This window comes from Polynucleobacter sp. 30F-ANTBAC (assembly GCF_018882385.1).
Lineage (GTDB): Bacteria > Pseudomonadota > Gammaproteobacteria > Burkholderiales > Burkholderiaceae > Polynucleobacter.
The window spans coordinates 1071798-1089216 of the sequence record NZ_JACVON010000001.1 but is presented as its reverse complement, the minus strand read 5'-3'; the positions used below and the strand labels follow the sequence as shown (position 1 = coordinate 1089216).

Sequence of the window (17419 nt, the reverse complement as noted above, 5' to 3'; positions counted from 1 at the left end):
GCAAAAATACAATACAAAATAAATATATAAGAGATCACCATGATTGAAATGAAAAACGTCTCCAAGTGGTATGGTAATTTCCAAGTTCTCACAGACTGCACCACCGATATCAAAAAAGGTGAGGTGGTGGTGGTTTGTGGACCATCAGGTTCTGGCAAATCAACCTTGATTAAAACCATCAATGCCTTAGAGCCATTTCAGCAAGGTCAAATTACAGTAGATGGTATTGCTGTTCACGATCCTAAAACCAATTTACCCAAACTACGCTCACGCGTGGGGATGGTTTTCCAACACTTTGAGTTATTTCCTCACTTATCTGTTACTGAAAACTTAACCTTGGCTCAGATCAAGGTTTTGGGCCGCAGTAAAGAAGAAGCGATTGCCCATGGCCTCAAGTATTTAGAGCGCGTTGGTCTTTCAGCGCATAAAGATAAATTTCCAGGTCAGTTATCCGGTGGTCAGCAGCAGCGTGTGGCTATTGCAAGAGCATTAAGTATGGACCCGATCGTGATGCTATTTGATGAGCCGACTTCAGCCTTGGATCCAGAAATGGTGGGAGAGGTTTTGGATGTCATGGTTAAGCTAGCCCAAGAAGGCATGACCATGATGTGCGTCACTCACGAAATGGGTTTTGCACGCAAAGTGAGTCATCGCGTTATTTTTATGGATCAAGGCAAAATTGTTGAAGATTGCGCTAGGGATGATTTCTTTAACAAGCCAGAAGATAGAAGCCCAAGAGCGAAAGATTTCTTATCTAAGATTTTGGCGCATTAAAACACCAATAAGCCTTTTATTGATCTAAATCAATAGATCAATCACTGAGCAATTTAAAGCCTAGCCGATTTGACTTGTATCAAATTGGCCTTGATTGAATGTATTTAATCTCTCCTTGTTAGTGTTACTTAATAAGGAAGAGAAAATGAAAAAAACAACAATTAGTAAATTAGCTTTAGGTCTTTTGGCTGCTTTGTCATTTAATGCAATGGCTGATGAGAACCCTTGGATGGTTCGTGCGCGTGCCACTCATTTGAATTGGGATAATAAAAATGATTCTCAATTAAGTAATGCAGTGGGGGCAGATGTTAACGCGAAAAACCAAACAATCCCTGAAGTAGACGTTACTTATTTCTTTACCAAGAATATCGCTGCTGAATTAGTTCTGAGCTACCCTCAACGTGTTGAAGTAAGAGCGGGTCAAGATACTCTAGGATCTGTAACAGCACTTCCGCCAACACTATTGGCCCAATACCACTTTACGCAATTTGGACCGTTGAAGCCTTACGTGGGTGCAGGTATTAATTACACACGCTTTGGTAGCCGTGATTTAGGTGCTGGAAATTTAGTTTCTGTGGAACAGTCTAGTTTTGGTTATGCCGCTCAGGTAGGTGCTGACTATATGTTGACTAAAAACTGGGGTATCAATTTAGATGTTAAATATATCCAGATTAAAACAGATGTAGTTTTAAATTCAGCAAACGCTTCTTTAGGACAATTAGATTTAAGTCCAATTGCTACTTCAGTTGGTGTGACATATAAGTTTTAATTAAAACTTAGCTCTGAAATAGATGAAGGAGCCATTGGCTCCTTCATTTTTTATGGATTAACTTAAATCAACCTACTTTGTTGCTCGACTCTTAGGCCCTGGCCTCTTGCCAACTTGGATCTCCACTTCTAAGTCTTTACTTTTACGATGGATGATCGCTTTGACTTTATTGCCTGGCGTGATCTGTGCAATCTTGTGAAGTAATTCCGTAATGTCGTTGACATTTTTGCCATCAATACTCTTTAGTACATCTCCTGGTTTGATGCCCGCTCTATCCGCAGGACCACCCTTAAGGGTTCCGTTAATTAAAACGCCACCTTTATTGATGTTGAGAGCTTGAGCTATCTCAGTGCTGATGTTTTGTGGCTCCACTCCAATCCAGCCTCGTATAACGCCACCATTCTTAACAATGGCTTCCATGACTTCTTTAGCCGTGCTGACAGGGATTGCAAATCCAATCCCCATGGAGCCACCGTTTCGAGAATAAATGGCAGTGTTGATGCCAATGAGATGACCTCGGGTGTCAACCAGTGCGCCACCTGAGTTTCCTGGATTGATCGCTGCATCAGTTTGAATAAAATTTTCAAAGGTATTGATACCTAGGTGATCTCGACCTAATGCTGAGACGATGCCAGAGGTCACAGTTTGTCCAACACCAAACGGATTGCCAATCGCTAAAACGACATCACCTACTTTGACTGACTCAATTTTTCCAAACGTAATGGAGTTTGGAAGATTGGGAATTTGTATTTTTAAAACAGCAATATCTGTATCGGGGTCGCTACCTATGACAGTTGCTTTTGCTTTTCTGCCATCGGACAAGGCAACTTCAATTTGATCGGCACCTTCAATCACGTGTTGGTTGGTTAGGATCAATCCTTCTGAACTAACGATCACGCCAGAGCCTAAGTTTGGGTTGCTATCTGCTTGGTTATCAGCAGGATCCCCAAAGAAGAATTTAAAGAGAGGATCTTCTTGATGCGGATCGGACTTACTTTTCTTTTTTGGTTTTGGTGTGTTCGTAGAGGTGAATATATTCACCACAGAAGCCATCGATTTTTTGGCTGCTTCATGGTGCGATCCTGGGTTGGGCGTGCTGGGATCAACATGGGATTCTTTGATGGTGATCGTACTGGTACTTCCCCACTGACTAAAAAGACTAAAACCGCTACTATCTAACCATTGTGGTTTGAATGTGCTGATAATGAACAGCACCGCAAGAAGGGCGGTGATGATTTGTGCAAAGAGTAACCAAAGATGTTTCAACATGCTGTTAGATTAATGGAATGTTGAGAAAAATTCAGAGAAATATTGAAAGAGCCTGATAAGAGATGACAGCCAAGCCTAAAGCCAAAGCAACCCAGTGTATCGATCGTGATCAGCTATCTGTTTATTTAACAGATTTGTTACAAGTGAATCGTGTTAAAGATTATTGCCCCAACGGGTTACAAGTACAGGGAAAAAGTTCGATCAAGAAAATTGTGACAGGTGTCACAGCCAGTTTAGCTTTGATAGAGGCGGCAATTGAAGAGAAGGCGGATGCGATCTTGGTGCATCATGGCTGGTTTTGGAAGAGTGATGATGTGCGGGTGGTCGGACAGCTTCACGCTCGTCTTAAGTTATTAATGGCTCATGAGATCAATTTGTTTGGTTATCACTTGCCCTTGGATTTGCATCCTAAGTTAGGTAACAACGCTCAATTAGCTCAAGTGATGGGCTGGGTCGATGCTCAACCAGCTGTAGGAAGTGATTTGGGAGCAATGGATGGGTTGGTGTGGCAAGGTAAAACCAGTGGCACCCAGAAGACTCTAGGGCAGTTGGCAAGAAGTGTAGCCAGCCGTTTAGGGCGAGATCCTTTGGTCATCGGCGATCTCAATAAGCCAATTAAAAAGATCGCTTGGTGTACCGGAGCAGCCCAGGGCTATATAAATGAAGCTATTTCAATGAAAGTGGACGCTTACATCAGTGGTGAGGCATCTGAGCCAACCTTCCATGCGGCCGAGGAGATGGGGGTGGCCTATATTGCAGCAGGGCATCATGCAACTGAGCGCTACGGTATTCAGGCGCTAGGACAACATATAGCTAAAAAATGGGGTCTTAGTCACCAGTTTATCGATATCCCCAACCCTATTTAGACCTGTAACCCCCATTCTCTTAAGACTTATTTTAGTAAGACCATGTAAGTCCAGCTCTTTTTTATAGATTTAGCTGTTTTTTTGATCCAATGGGGTTTAATTCATGGGGTCGCTTTCGCTATAATCGCTTGTTGACGTGAAAAATAGCCTTTCTAGAGGAAAATCAGTAATGAGTGATCAATGCATGGATAAAAGCCGTCGTAAATGGCTTATCGCAACTTCAGTCGCAGGTGGTGTTGGTACAGCAGCAGTCGCTTTACCATTAGTAAGCACATTTGCCCCATCCGAAAAAGCCAAAGCAGCAGGCGCACCCGTTGAAATGGATATTGCAGGCATGCAACCTGGCGAGATGCGTACGGTTGAGTGGCGCGGTAAACCAGTTTGGGTGGTTCGTCGAACGCCTGAAATGTTGGCTTCTTTAGCTGCGGTGGAAGGCGAGTTAGCCGATCCTAAATCAGAGCGCAATCCCAAAGATTTGACGCCTGAGTATGCGCAAAATCAACACCGTTCCATCAAACCTGAGTACCTTGTCGCAGTTGGTATTTGCTCTCACTTAGGTTGTTCTCCAATTACTAAATTTGAAACCGGCGCTCAGCCATCCTTGCCAGATAACTGGACAGGTGGTTTCTTATGCCCATGCCATGGTTCAACATTTGACTTGGCTGGCCGTGTATTTAAAAACAAACCTGCGCCTGATAACTTAGAAGTGCCACCTCACATGTATTTGAGTGACACAAAGTTAATCATCGGTGAAGATAAGAAAGCGTAAGGGGTTCAGACATGGCATTTCATGAAAAAGAAGTTCCTGCAAACGCATCACGCGGAACAAAATTATTGGCTTGGGTGGATTCACGTTTTCCACTAACAGCAACAATCGAAGGTCACTTAACCAAGTACTACGCACCAAAGAACTTTAACTTTTGGTACTTTTTTGGTTCATTAGCTATTTTGGTTTTAGCGCTTCAAATCATCACAGGAATTTTCTTGGTGATGCATTACAAGCCTGATGCTGAAAAAGCGTTCCAGTCTGTTGAATACATCATGCGCGAAGTACCTTGGGGTTGGTTGGTTCGTTACCTCCACTCAACAGGTGCATCGATGTTCTTCGTGGTGGTTTATTTGCATATGTTCCGTGGTTTGATCTACGGTTCCTACCGTAAGCCTCGCGAACTCGTTTGGATTTTCGGTTGCGCTATTTTCTTGTGCCTGATGGCTGAAGCTTTCATGGGTTATTTATTGCCATGGGGTCAGATGTCTTATTGGGGTGCTCAAGTGATTGTGAACTTGTTCGCTGCGATTCCTTTGGTTGGCCCAGATCTATCTTTATGGATCCGTGGTGACTATGTGGTGGGTGATGCAACTCTTAATCGTTTCTTCTCATTCCACGTGATTGCCGTACCTTTGGTGTTAATCGGTTTAGTTGCTGCGCACATCGTTGCTTTACACGAAGTGGGCTCTAACAATCCAGATGGTATTGAAATCAAAGAGAACTTGGATGCTAATGGTATTCCTCTTGACGGTATTCCATTCCATCCTTACTACTCAGTCCATGACATCATGGGTGTTGGTGTGTTCTTGATGATCTTTGCATTCATTGTGTTTTTTGCACCTGAGATGAATGGTTACTTCCTCGAGTTCAATAACTTTATTCCAGCAGATCCATTGAAGACGCCACCGCACATTGCGCCAGTTTGGTACTTCACACCGTTCTACTCAATGTTGCGCGCAGTGACATCCGAGTTCTTAATCCCAATGTGGTTATTCGCTGCAGTGCTGTTGGGCTTGGTGATTCGTGGGACACAAGATAAGAAGTTGCAAGGTATCTGCATTGGTATCTTGGTAGCTTTAGCGGCCGGTTTCTTCTTGTTTGATGCGAAGTTCTGGGGTGTGATGGTGATGGGTGGTTCAGTGGTAATTTTCTTCTTCTTGCCATGGTTAGATAACTCACCAGTTAAATCAATTCGTTATCGTCCTCAGTCTCACAAATACATCTATGGTGTATTTGTTGTGACATTCGTTATTTTGGGTTACTTGGGTATTCAGGCACCATCACCAATTGGTGAGAAGGTGTCTCAGCTAGGTACTTTGATTTATTTTGGTTTCTTCTTGGCGATGCCTTGGTGGAGCAAGATGGGTCAATTCAAGCAACCTCCAAGTCGCGTTAATTTTGTAGCGCATTAATGCCGAGACCCATTAAGGAAATAAGAAAATGAAAAAATTATTATGGAAACTTCTTGGTAGCTTGGCGCTTGTGGCTACGATGGGTTCAGTTCAAGCTGCAGGTGGCGGTCATCCTTTAGATTCTGCCCCGAATCGCGTGAACAGTGAAGCGGCACTTCAGCATGGTGCTAAGTTGTTTGTGAACTATTGCTTGAACTGTCACGGTGCTGTGAGCATGCGTTACAACCGTTTACGCGATATTGGTTTAACGGATGAGCAGATCAAACAGAACTTATTGTTCAGCGGCGAAAAAATTGGTGATTTGATGAATGTATCAATTTCACCAAAAGATGCTAAAGCATGGTTTGGTGCGATGCCTCCTGATTTATCAGTGATTGCCCGTGCCAAAGGTCCTGATTATCTTTACACCTATTTACGTACATTCTACAAAGACGATACCAAAGCAACAGGTTGGAATAACTTGGCTTTCCCAAGCGTTGGTATGCCTCACGTGATGTGGGAGTTACAAGGTATCCGTACAGCGAAGTATGTTGACGAAAAAGATCCACATGATGCGACGAAAACAATTCATGTGTTCAAGGGTTTTGAACAAGTTACACCCGGCAAATTAAAACCGCAAGAGTTTGATGATGCTATGGGTGATTTGGTTGCTTATCTCCAGTGGATGGGTGAGCCGGCGCAGTTGGATCGTAAGCGTTTAGGCGTTTGGGTTTTGATGTTCTTAGCAGTATTTACGGTATTGGCTTGGGGTTTGAATAAGTCTTACTGGAAAGACATCCACTAAAAATAATTAGGAGATTGACCCTATGATGGTTTTATATTCGGGCACGAACTGTCCGTTCTCGCAGCGTTGCCGTTTGGTTCTATTTGAAAAAGGTATGGACTTTGAGATCCGTGATGTGGATCTCTTTAATAAGCCAGAAGATATTTCAGTGATGAATCCTTATGGCCAAGTACCTATTTTGGTTGAACGTGATTTGATTCTTTATGAGTCAAACATCATCAATGAATATATTGATGAGCGTTTTCCTCATCCACAATTGATGCCGCCTGATCCAGTAGCTCGCGCACGTGCACGTTTGTTCTTATTCAATTTTGAAAAAGAGCTTTTCATTCACGTATCGACTTTAGAAAATGAAAAAGGCAAGGCAGCAGAGAAGAACCATGAAAAAGCGCGTTTAGCGATTCGTGATCGTTTGACTCAGCTAGCTCCTATTTTTATTAAAAATAAATACATGTTGGGTGATGACTTCTCAATGCTTGATGTGGCCATTGCCCCATTGCTATGGCGTTTAGAGCATTACGGCATTGATTTATCTCGTAATGCTGCGCCTCTCATGAAATACGCCGAGCGTATTTTCAGCCGTCCTGCGTATATTGAGGCATTAACGCCTTCAGAAAAGGTGATGCGTCGCTAATAGCGACCTACACCCGTGGACTTCATGAGCGAGGCTCCTAGCAATAAACCTTACCTAATCCGCGCACTGCATCAGTGGTGTGTGGATTATGGTTTGACGCCTTACATTGCGGTATTTGTAACCGAGAAAGTTCAAGTTCCGATGGACTATGTGAATAACAATGAAATTGTTTTAAACATCAGTCCGGATGCTTGCCAAAGTCTCTCTTTAGATAATGATTGGATCAGCCTTCAGGCGCGTTTTGCTGGAGTTCCAAGAGACATTCATGTACCAGTGGCTAATGTGATGGCCATCTACGCTAAAGAGAATGGGCAGGGCATGTCGTTTCCAGTAGAAAAAATTGAACCACCACCTACAGAAACAGATTCAACAATAAATACACCAATTTCTAAAGGAAGACCTAGCCTAAAGCTAGTGAAATAAGTTAGAATATTGGGCTTAGTAGCACTAAAAGTAGCCCCCTTAGTTAAATGGTATAACACTTGACTTGTAATCATGGATTGGCAGTTCGATTCTGTCAGGGGGCACCAAAATCCAGTCCTAAAGCCTATTTTCAAGCTCTTTCTTAATTGAGCATCTAAAATAAAATCCCAAGTAAATCAGTTAAAGAATTTCTCATTATGAGAAATAAGCTATTTTTGACGCAATGCAGCAAAAATAGCTTGAAATGTCCTTTGCTTACCCTAAAATAGAGTTTGTGCGGTGCAATATATGCACTGCAATAATATTAACCAACCTATTTGGAGTAGACCATGAACCAAGACCAGATCACAGCAAAATTCGCAGAATTCCAAGGTGAAAGCCTAAATACAGCATTTGTATTGAGCACAAAAGCATTAGAGCGTGCTCAAGAATTAGCTGACATCAATTTTTCAGCTACTAAATCAGTGATTGAAGAAGCTCAAGATGGTTTAGAGCAAGCTTTAACAGTTAAAGATCCACAAGCATTTGCATCTTTCGTACAAAGCGATGCATTAGCACCAATCGGTAACAAATTAGCTGCACATCAGCGCGCTGTTGCTAAGATTGTTCGCGAAGGTCAAGTTGAGTTGGCAGAAGTTGCTGAAGCTCAATTAGAGCAATTCCAAGCTGGTATCCAAAACTGGGTAAATACATTTGCCGCTAATGCACCTGCTGGTTCAGATGTATTTGTTAATGCATTGAAAACATCTGTAACAACATCATTACAAGGTTTTGAACAGTTCCAAGCTGCTGCTAAAGAAGCTGCTGCTGTTGCAGAAGCAAATGCTGAACAAGCTGTTGAAGCTATTCAAGGTTTAGCTAAGCAAGCTAAGTCAGCTGCTGTTAAGCCAGCAACACGTGCTACAGCAGTTCGTAAAGCAGCTGTTAAAAAGACAGTACGCCGTGGCCGTAAGTAATTAAAAGCCATACCTTCATCAGTTTCGGCTGATGAAACAAAAAACCCGCTTCATGCAAATGATGCGGGTTTTTTATTGGCTGGGTTTAAAAAAAGACCCAATTAGCCCTTATCAATTTAAGCGTTAATCTAGTTCCTCATCAGCCACATCAGTGAGTTTTGATGGCAGTGTTTTATTAGGTTTCACGCCCAATTTTTTAACATTCTCAGCGGTACGAATTAAATTGCCGCGACCTGTTTTCAGTTTGCCAACAGCGTCACTGTAGCTCGATTGAGCTTGTTCTAAGCGCTGTCCTACTTTATCTAAGTCCTCAACAAAACCAACAAATTTGTCATAAAGCATGGCACATTGGCGGGCAATTTCTTGGGCATTTCTATTTTGATGTTCTTGGCGCCACAGGTGTGCAACTGTTCTAACGGTTGCCAGCAATGTACTTGGGCACACCATCACAATATTTTTCTTCAGAGCCTCTTGATAGATATCTGGAGCATGGCGCATAGCAGCTAAAAATGCAGGCTCAACTGGAATAAACATTAATACAAAGTCAATGGATCCCACACCATAAAGATCCTGGTAGTTTTTTGCAGATAAGCCTTGAATGTGTTGCTTGATCGACAGCACATGGCTATTTAATTCGGCGGTTTTTATAGCGTCATCATCCGCTTGCATATATCTTGTGTAAGCAGTGATGGAGACTTTACTATCAATCACCAAGTGTTTGGATTCAGGAAGGCGGATGACGACGTCTGGTTGTAACCGTGATCCATCATCGATGGTATGGCTATCTTGAACAAGGTATTCTTCCCCTTTACGCAAGCCAGAATTTTCTAAAATGGTTTCAAGAACCAATTCACCCCAATCACCTTGTGTTTTCGACTCGCCTTTTAAGGCATTGGTGAGTGCTCTAGTTTCATCCGTCATTTTGACGTTGAGACCAGCTAATTTTTCTACTTCTTGCTTAAGGGCAAAACGTTCTCTGGCTTCTGATTGATAGGTGTAGTCTACTTGCTTTCTGAAGTCGGTGAGTTTTTCTTGGAGGGGCTTTAAAAGAGTATCTAGGTTTTGCTGATTCTGTTCTGCAAAGCGTTTCGATTTTTCTTCTAGTATTTCATTGGCAAGATTTTTAAACTGATCAGATAGGGTTGTTTTAGCATCTTGAGCAGATTGAAGCATGCCCGCTAATTTTTCAGCACTGACTCTGCGTTCAGCATCTAATTCAGACTCGGCACGAACACGTGCTTGGCTCTGATTCCAGGCATAAAAAAGACTAGCAATAGAGATAAGGCAGAAAAGGCCTAATAGAAGAAAAGCAATAGAAGTATCCATACCGCTATGCTAAACCAATGCTGGCTCTTTGGATGAGCCAGCATCAATTATTTATAAAGTGAGTCGTTAAGCTTTGAGCGCTTGTTGAAGTTCACCGCTTTGGTACATCTCGGTCATGATGTCAGAGCCACCAATAAATTCACCTTTAACGTATAGCTGAGGAATTGTCGGCCAGTTTGAGAACTCTTTAATACCCTGGCGGATACCTTCATCTTCTAATACATTCACAGTGTGCGGGGCTGTAACGCCACAAGCCTGCAAAATTTGAATCGCTCTTCCAGAAAAGCCGCATTGTGGGAACTTAGCGTTACCCTTCATGAATAAAACCACTGGGTGGCCTTCAACGATTTCTTTGATTTGTGTTTGAACGTCCATGATGCTTCCTTTTGAATAAGTACTTATTTTAACGAAGCTTAGCACTTAGTGCTCTAGAAATACCCGCTAGATCAAAGTGGACTTGTATCTCCTGATAGCCCTCTGTTTCTAATAGCTGCTTTAAGGCATCGGATTGATCGTAACCGTGCTCTACCAGCAATAAACCGTTTGGTGCCAAATGAGCCTTGGCTTGATTAAAGATGATCTTATAAGGGCTGAGACCATCCTCATGATCTGTCAGGGCATCCGCCGGTTCAAAGCGCAGATCTCCTTCCTGTAGATGCGGATCTCCTGCTCGGATATAAGGGGGATTGCTCACAATCACATCAAACTGCATCAATGCATGAATAGGCTCCAACCAGCTACCCTGAACAAATTCAGTACGATCTAGAAGATCAAGGGTGCGCGCGTTAGCTTGAGCAATCTCAAGGGCATCCTGGCTCATGTCGACGGCTGTGACATGAGCGCTAGGAAGGTTGTGAGCTAAAGCCAAGGCAATCGCACCACTACCTGTCCCAAGATCCAAGATCTTGGTAGGGCGTATCTCAACTGTAGAATTTTTATTACTTTTTTGAACGTGGTTTAAAGCCAACTCAACCAGAAGCTCAGTTTCAGGGCGCGGTATTAAAACACCTGGCGCTACTTGAAGTTGAATATTATAAAAATCCTTCAAGCCTAAGATATAAGCAACGGGCTCACCATCCAAGCGTCGAGATTCGTAGTCTTGCCATGCTTGTGTCACGCTATCAGGAAGAACATCTGTATCTCTGCTAATCAGAGCACTCTTCGGCCAACTCAAATGAACTCCAACCAAATGGGCTAATAAAACTCTAGCATCCACTTTATCCAGTGGTGTGCTGTTGAGGAGTTCTTTAATACTTGTCATGATAAACATCATACGTTGGAAGGGTTATTCAAGCGAGGATAATAAACCGCTTTTTGGCCGAAGATGATTGAAAAATTTAGTAATCACATTGTTTTTGTTGATGAAAGTGGCTCATCCAATACTTGTAATGTTGACCCTCTATACCCACTTTTTGTTCTATGTTTCTTTATATGCAAGAAAGAGACATATGTATTTGAGATATGTCCGAAGATAAATCAATTTAAATTTAATTATTTTGGACATTCTGAAGTCGTTTTGCACGAAAGGGATATTAGAAAAGATCTTGGGAGCTTTTCATTCCTAAAAACAAAGAAAGTAAAAGATGTTTTTATTAATGATTTAACAAATATCATTGAAAAAATTGATGGTCAAATAGTGTGCGTAGTTTTAGATAAAAATAAACTATTAATTCAAGATAAAGATAATAAAAATCTTTATAACTTGGCTTTAGATATAGGATTTAAAAAGATCGATGAGTTTTTCCAATTAAGTGAAAACTCTTCTGAAAGAGACTCATTAGCTCATATTGTTTTTGAGAAAAGAGGGCGCTCTGAAGATGTTAGTTTGGAAAAATCTTTCAAGCAGTTATGTGACAGAAAAAACCTAAGCTTAAATTACAAGCCTATTTTTTCTGATAAGAAAACTAATACGATAGGTTTACAGCTGGCAGATTTATTTGCAAGACCACTGGGCATGTCTGTATTTAAGCCAGATCAAAAAAATAGGGCTGTAGATATTGCCAAAAAAATGCTTCTTAACGAAAGTGGTTCTTTAGTTGGAGGACAGGTTCATGTGTATCCATAAAACAAAAGACTCCCAAACAACAGGAGTCTTTTGTCGACCGAGAATCCCCAGTCCTTGTGAACATTCTACACCAATTTTTCTCTAAATATCACCCAATGCTGCTAGTAGCTCTGCCTGATGCTCAGCTGCAAGGGCACCTAAGAGTTCCTGAATATCACCATCCATCATGGCATCAATCTTGTAAAGCGTTACGTTAATGCGATGGTCTGTAATTCTGCCTTGTGGGAAGTTATAGGTTCTAATGCGGTCGCTGCGATCGCCGGAGCCAACCAAACTTTTACGTGTCTCAGCTTCTTTGTCATGGGCGGCACGTCGTTTGGCATCCATGATGCGTGATACCAAGACTTTCATGGCTTGTTCGCGGTTACGGTGTTGGCTTCGATCATCCTGGCACTCTACGACGGTGCCTGTTGGTAAGTGGGTGATACGAACAGCGGAGTCGGTTTTATTAATGTGTTGGCCGCCAGCACCAGAAGCTCTAAAAGTATCAATTCTTAAATCTGCTGGATTAATTTCAATGTCACTGATGGCATCCGCTTCTGGCATCACTGCAACGGTGCAAGCGGATGTGTGGATACGCCCCTGAGTTTCAGTTTGTGGAACTCGTTGTACGCGATGACCGCCTGATTCAAATTTCAGCTTTGAGAATGCGCCCTGACCGACCACACGAAGGATGACCTCTTTGTAGCCACCGAGATCCGATTCTGAAGCGCTAACGATTTCTATTTGCCAGCGTTGACGTTCGGCATAGCGGGTATACATTCTAAAAAGATCTGCTGCAAATAAAGCGCTCTCATCGCCGCCCGTGCCAGCTCTAATTTCCAAAAAGATATTTTTATCATCATTAGGGTCTTTAGGTAGAAGAAGGCGTTGCAAGTCAGCCTGCATGTTTTCCATACGGATGCGGGCATCTTTGATTTCTTCTTCTGCAAAATCTTTCATCTCGGGATCGTTTTGCATCTCCTGAGCAGCTTTTTCATCGGCTTCCGCTTGAAGAAATAGCTGAAATTGCTCAACTACAGGCGAGATCTCCGCATGCTCACGATTGAGCTTGCGGTACTGATCCATGTCCTTGGTGATTTCTTCTTGGACCAATAAAGAGTTTAGTTCTGCTAGTCGAGCATCTAACTGCTCGAGCTTAGCTTTCATACTTGGTTTCATCTATTTATCGGAGTGGTGTGCGCGGAATAAACCGGGCAGGATTTTCATCAGGGCTTCACGTTCTTCACCCTGGGCATGTTGCAACGCATGGAGAGAGCCATGCAAGAATTTATTCGTTAAACCTTGAGCCAAAGCATCTAAAACTGCTTGGGGATCTTCACCTTTGGCAAGAAGCTTTCTGGCCCGCTCCACTTCAAATGCTCGTAAGTCATCGCCCCGTTGACGAAGGTCTTGAATCAATGGCACTGTGCCACGACCTTCTAACCAATGCATAAAGTTGGATACGCGTGTTTCAATAATCGCTTCTGCTTGACCCACAGCCGCTTGTCTAGAATCTGTTCCTGTTTGAACAAAATCGCCTAGATCATCCACCGTGTACAAGTAAACGTCATTTAAACGGCTCACCTCAGTTTCAATATCGCGGGGCACCGCTAGGTCAATCATAACGATGGGGCGATGCTTGCGAGATTTGATCGCACTTTCAACCATGCCTAAACCAATGATAGGAAGAGTGCTAGCTGTGCATGAAACAATGATGTCAAACTCATGCAGACGTGTTGGTAGATCTGACAGTCTTAATGATTCTGTTACCAAACCTTGCTCTGCTAAATGATCGGCTAATTCTTCGCCGCGCTCCAAAGTTCGATTAGCAACGGCTACTAACTTGGGTTTACGCGCTGCGAAATGGGTAGCACATAGGCTGATCATTTCGCCAGCACCAATAAAAAGAACTTTTTGATCTCCAACACTTTCAAAAATTCTTTCTGATAAGCGTACCGCAGCAGCGGCCATTGAAATCGAATGGCTACCAATTTCTGTGGTGCCACGCACTTCTTTCGCTACTTGAAAAGTTTTTTGAAAAAGTTGGTTGAGATACGTGCCTAGAGAACCTGCCTCATCTGCAGTTCGCACAGCATTTTTTAATTGGCCTAAGATTTGAGTTTCACCCACCACCATTGAATCTAATCCGCAGGCAACTCTAAACGCATGCCTAACTGCTAGAGATTGAGGCAAAACATACACATGGGGTAGTAGCGCTTCACTATCAATACCACGTGTTTTAGCTAACCATTCAATGGTACTGTTCTTAAATAATGTTTTATCGCTTGAAGATTGACCATCATTCGCTGCACAATACAACTCCGTACGATTGCAGGTTGATAAGATGGTAGCTTCTGGTAGTTGGGATGATGAGATTTGAGAGAGATGATCTTTCAGATGGTGCAAGGCAGGTTGAATCATCTCAGGCGTGAATGCAACCTGCTCCCGCATCGATATCGGTGCGGTGTGGTGATTGATGCCTAATGTCAAAATCTGCATAACGAAATTATAAGTTTTTCATGGGGTTAAGATGAGTTTTCTAGCATTTTTAATATTTGGGGGTTCTGTAGGCTTAATTAGCGCCCACTTTTACCCTAAAAAACGACTAAAACTCAAAGATTTGCTGCCTTATAGCCTCGCTGGGATCGTGATTAGCTTCTTGGTTTCGTTTTTTGGTCAAACCTTTGGATTATTCAGTTCTGGCCAGATTTTGGAATGGTTGGGGGCGCTCGTTGTAACGGTTTTACTCGTTGCTTGCTTAAGAGCTTTCGCTAAAAAATAACCAGGTGATGCTTTTTGCATTAATCAAGACCAGGTAATAGGCTGCTCACCACGCTTTTCAAGCAGTTCATTCACTTTTTTAAAGTGCTGGCAACTACCGGTATCTCCCGGCAATAAAAATGGTTCATGGGTCCGGTACACACTCAAACCGGAAGGATGCGATGCAGTCAAGATGGTGGCGCTGATAGCAGAATTTGGGGTATTGATAGTTTGTGACGCTTGCTCAATGAGTGCTTTTTTCTTCTGAGCATGAGCGCCCCAGAGCAGCCAAATCAATTCAGGCTTTTTAAGTGCTAAGCGATACAGTAAACAGTCGGTTAACTTTTGCCAACCGAAGTTGGCGTGAGAGCCAGCTATTTCAAGCTGCACAGTTAGTGTGGCATTGAGCAGTAAGACGCCTTGTTTCGCCCAGTGACTGAGATCGCCATGTTGCAATCCTGAGTAACCATCTAAGGCAATCGCCTTGCTGATGTTTCTAAGTGAGCTAGGAAAACTGCGCCATCCTGGTTTGATAGTCGCTGGGATTGAGAAAGCCAAACCTTGGGCAAGACCGGGAGTTTGGTAGGGATCTTGACCCAATAAAACAACTCTAACTTGTTCAACTGATGTTTCTCTTAAGGCTTTAAAAACATTGTCAGGAGCAGGTTGTATTAATTCACCTAATTCTTCATAGGCTGCTGAGAGATTCTTTTCCAGCTGAGAAAACTCTTCTGAATCCAATTCTTCATGAATCAACTCCGCCCAATCGCTGGGCATGAGTGTGCGTATAGAAAAAAGAGAGTTAGTCACTTAAATGGCGAATGAGGATTAATCAATTAATAAGTGGCTAATGAAAATTGCTGAGGTTGGAGGCTAGCTATCTCTTTAGCGTTACTAGATAAAGTGGCAGAAAACTCTGTTTCATGTCGATAGGCAAGGATGCTAATCTTTTTAGCATTCTCTAAATCGAGAATCAGTTGCATCAACAGCTGATCTAACCTAGCAGGAGTAACGCGCTCCTGCCCGATGCCTGATAAGTAATCCCCAGCTGATAAGCCTGCTCTTTGAGCGAGGCCACCATCTAAAACATGAGTGAGCTTGATCCAACCGTTGTTAACGGAAGTTCTGATGCCTAATAACTGTTTAGCACTTTCTGCATGATCTGAAGCTTTTTTAACTTTTGAAGTTACTTGAATATTTGCCGATATAAGTAATTTCATCAAAGGCAAGTCTTTAGTACCCTCTATGTAATCCGACTTGAAGGATTTCCAGATGGTTTGGAAGCTTGGCCCGATGATGAATTCAATCGCACTGTCAAAATCATTTTCGGCCATGCCCTGTTGCGTCAATTGATACATCTGCCAGAGATGTCTCATCACATCATCCAATGATTGTTGGTTGCGTGTGTGTTGTCGGATCGTGATATCCAGGGCCAAAGCAATTAGAGAACCTTTGGCGTAATAGCTGACCACGGCATTGGGTGTGTTCTCGTCCATCTGATAATACTTTGTCCAAGCATCAAATGAACTTTCAGCCACGCTTTGTTTATGTCGACCTGGCTGACGCAGCACCATGTTCCAGGTTTTTTCTAAGCGCTTCAAGTAAGCTGATAAATCAATACGCTTACTTCTGAATAGTTGAAGATCATCGTAGTAGCTGGTGAACCCTTCAAACAACCAAAGCAATCGGGTGTGATTTTTTTGATCCAAGATGTAAGGATCAAATGCTTTTGGTTTGATGCGCTTGACCATCCAAGCGTGAAAGTACTCGTGACTGCAGAGGCCTAAAAAATCCTCATAGGCTTCGTGCTTGCTTAGGTTCTGATGTGGGTAGGGAAGGTCATCTCTTTTGCACAAAAGGACTGTGCTATCGCGATGCTCTAAGCCACCGTAGCCATCACCGACTGTATTAACGATGAAACTGTATTGCTGAAATGGGGCTCGATGAGACTTGGGCTCAAAAAATTGTATATGTGCATCGCAAATAGCTTTTAAATCTTTGGCTAACTGCTGAGTATCAACCTCTTTGATGGCCCCTTGAATCACCATGCGGTGTGGGGTGCCACAAGATTGCCACGTGATTGTTTGAAACTCTCCGATCGCCACAGGGTGATCAATCAGTGCATCATAAGAATGGGCTTGATAAATACCAAAGCGTGATGCATCCACCTTTTTAACCGGTAAAGTTGTTTCAATACGCCACGATGGGTGAGTTGAAGCCGGTTTGAGAATCTCAAGCTCATGGACTTCATCGGCGTAATCAAGAACCTGCAAACACAAGCTGGTGGGGTTGAAGAACGCACGAGTTGAGTCAATATATGCCGCTCTAACAGAGGTATCAAATGCATAGACTTGATACGTTAGTGTGACATCTTGATTCGATGGGCTCACATACCATGTGTTGCTATCGATCTTTTCTAGAGCAATACTTTTTTTGGTGACTGCATTTTTAGCTGTGATGGTTTCCAAGTGTTTGGAAAAGTCACGCAACATATAGCTGCCCGGGATCCATGCCGGAAGCTGAACTTGAACACCCTGATCTTTTAGGATGCGACTCGGAATTTGAAGGGTCACCTCAAAGCGGTGCCCATGACAATCTTTTAGTTCAACAACGTAACGAATCCGACTCAT

The 17419-nt window shown here is 42.8% G+C and carries 19 protein-coding genes and 1 tRNA gene; 12 read left to right on the top strand and 8 right to left on the bottom strand.

The genetic code is table 11. From position 1 onward, the window contains the following. The first annotated feature begins 39 nt into the window (after nucleotides 1–39). Together ICN28_RS05135 and ICN28_RS05130 are read left to right on the top strand one after the other, a co-directional pair. Nucleotides 40–774, top strand: coding sequence for an amino acid ABC transporter ATP-binding protein (locus tag ICN28_RS05135; protein ID WP_216286680.1), 735 nt, complete (start codon nucleotides 40–42; stop codon nucleotides 772–774). A 145-nt stretch (nucleotides 775–919) separates the two neighbouring features. Beyond that, the gene (locus ICN28_RS05130) at nucleotides 920–1543 is read left to right on the top strand and encodes an OmpW family protein (RefSeq protein ID WP_216286679.1); all 624 of its coding nucleotides are present in this window, start codon (nucleotides 920–922) and stop codon (nucleotides 1541–1543) included. A gap of 72 nt (nucleotides 1544–1615) precedes the next feature. On the opposite strand, the gene ICN28_RS05125 is transcribed toward ICN28_RS05130, so the two are convergent. Then, on the bottom strand, nucleotides 1616–2812 hold the full coding sequence (locus ICN28_RS05125; protein ID WP_216286677.1) for a S1C family serine protease: 1197 nt from the start codon (nucleotides 2810–2812) through the stop codon (nucleotides 1616–1618). A 98-nt stretch (nucleotides 2813–2910) separates the two neighbouring features. Between ICN28_RS05125 and ICN28_RS05120 the strand changes: the two genes are divergently transcribed. The 8 genes from ICN28_RS05120 (at nucleotide 2911) to ICN28_RS05085 (ending at nucleotide 8656) form a co-directional block, all read left to right on the top strand. Beyond that, on the top strand, nucleotides 2911–3678 hold the full coding sequence (locus ICN28_RS05120) for a Nif3-like dinuclear metal center hexameric protein (RefSeq protein ID WP_216286920.1): 768 nt from the start codon (nucleotides 2911–2913) through the stop codon (nucleotides 3676–3678). A gap of 169 nt (nucleotides 3679–3847) precedes the next feature. Beyond that, the gene (gene petA / locus ICN28_RS05115) at nucleotides 3848–4447 is read left to right on the top strand and encodes a ubiquinol-cytochrome c reductase iron-sulfur subunit (RefSeq protein WP_216286675.1); all 600 of its coding nucleotides are present in this window, start codon (nucleotides 3848–3850) and stop codon (nucleotides 4445–4447) included. Nucleotides 4448–4458: 11 nt separating this feature from the next. Further along, a complete protein-coding gene (locus ICN28_RS05110) occupies nucleotides 4459–5859 on the top strand; it encodes a cytochrome bc complex cytochrome b subunit (protein ID WP_216286673.1) in 1401 nt (466 codons plus the stop codon). A 28-nt stretch (nucleotides 5860–5887) separates the two neighbouring features. Next, nucleotides 5888–6643, top strand: coding sequence for a cytochrome c1 (locus ICN28_RS05105; protein ID WP_216286671.1), 756 nt, complete (start codon nucleotides 5888–5890; stop codon nucleotides 6641–6643). Nucleotides 6644–6665: 22 nt separating this feature from the next. Continuing rightward, on the top strand, nucleotides 6666–7277 hold the full coding sequence (locus ICN28_RS05100; protein ID WP_089515064.1) for a glutathione S-transferase N-terminal domain-containing protein: 612 nt from the start codon (nucleotides 6666–6668) through the stop codon (nucleotides 7275–7277). A gap of 24 nt (nucleotides 7278–7301) precedes the next feature. After that, nucleotides 7302–7700: a ClpXP protease specificity-enhancing factor gene (locus ICN28_RS05095; RefSeq protein WP_216286670.1), complete on the top strand. Its 399-nt coding sequence runs from the start codon at nucleotides 7302–7304 to the stop codon at nucleotides 7698–7700. A 33-nt stretch (nucleotides 7701–7733) separates the two neighbouring features. Continuing rightward, nucleotides 7734–7807, top strand: a tRNA-Thr gene (locus ICN28_RS05090). 222 nt (nucleotides 7808–8029) lie between these two features. Beyond that, on the top strand, nucleotides 8030–8656 hold the full coding sequence (locus ICN28_RS05085) for a phasin family protein (RefSeq protein WP_216286669.1): 627 nt from the start codon (nucleotides 8030–8032) through the stop codon (nucleotides 8654–8656). Between the two features lie 123 nt (nucleotides 8657–8779). Here ICN28_RS05085 and ICN28_RS05080 read toward each other — a convergent pair whose 3' ends face one another. From ICN28_RS05080 to prmC, 3 genes are all read right to left on the bottom strand, one after another. After that, the gene (locus tag ICN28_RS05080) at nucleotides 8780–9982 is read right to left on the bottom strand and encodes a DNA recombination protein RmuC (protein ID WP_216286668.1); all 1203 of its coding nucleotides are present in this window, start codon (nucleotides 9980–9982) and stop codon (nucleotides 8780–8782) included. A gap of 66 nt (nucleotides 9983–10048) precedes the next feature. Next, the gene (gene grxD, locus ICN28_RS05075; protein WP_370626459.1) at nucleotides 10049–10360 is read right to left on the bottom strand and encodes a Grx4 family monothiol glutaredoxin; all 312 of its coding nucleotides are present in this window, start codon (nucleotides 10358–10360) and stop codon (nucleotides 10049–10051) included. Between the two features lie 25 nt (nucleotides 10361–10385). Beyond that, the gene (gene prmC / locus ICN28_RS05070; RefSeq protein ID WP_255536122.1) at nucleotides 10386–11243 is read right to left on the bottom strand and encodes a peptide chain release factor N(5)-glutamine methyltransferase; all 858 of its coding nucleotides are present in this window, start codon (nucleotides 11241–11243) and stop codon (nucleotides 10386–10388) included. 63 nt (nucleotides 11244–11306) lie between these two features. On the opposite strand from prmC, the gene ICN28_RS05065 reads away from it, so the two are divergent. Next, complete coding sequence (locus ICN28_RS05065) at nucleotides 11307–12047, top strand: DUF3800 domain-containing protein (RefSeq protein WP_216286666.1); 741 nt, start codon at nucleotides 11307–11309, stop codon at nucleotides 12045–12047. A gap of 81 nt (nucleotides 12048–12128) precedes the next feature. Here the strand turns inward: ICN28_RS05065 and prfA are convergent, their stop codons facing one another. Further along, nucleotides 12129–13208 carry a peptide chain release factor 1 gene (gene prfA / locus ICN28_RS05060; RefSeq protein WP_216286665.1) on the bottom strand — a complete coding sequence of 360 codons (1080 nt, stop codon included), beginning with the start codon at nucleotides 13206–13208 and terminating at the stop codon, nucleotides 12129–12131. Further along, complete coding sequence (gene hemA / locus ICN28_RS05055; protein ID WP_216286663.1) at nucleotides 13209–14528, bottom strand: glutamyl-tRNA reductase; 1320 nt, start codon at nucleotides 14526–14528, stop codon at nucleotides 13209–13211. Nucleotides 14529–14559: 31 nt separating this feature from the next. Between hemA and ICN28_RS05050 the strand changes: the two genes are divergently transcribed. Further along, nucleotides 14560–14811, top strand: coding sequence for a hypothetical protein (locus tag ICN28_RS05050; RefSeq protein ID WP_216286661.1), 252 nt, complete (start codon nucleotides 14560–14562; stop codon nucleotides 14809–14811). 23 nt (nucleotides 14812–14834) lie between these two features. Here ICN28_RS05050 and ICN28_RS05045 read toward each other — a convergent pair whose 3' ends face one another. Both ICN28_RS05045 and ICN28_RS05040 read right to left on the bottom strand, forming a co-directional pair. Further along, entirely contained in the window at nucleotides 14835–15566 is a 732-nt protein-coding gene (locus ICN28_RS05045; RefSeq protein WP_216286660.1) for a uracil-DNA glycosylase, read from the bottom strand. Nucleotides 15567–15625: 59 nt separating this feature from the next. After that, nucleotides 15626–17419, bottom strand: a complete 1794-nt coding sequence (locus ICN28_RS05040; RefSeq protein ID WP_216286659.1) for a M61 family metallopeptidase — start codon at nucleotides 17417–17419, stop codon at nucleotides 15626–15628.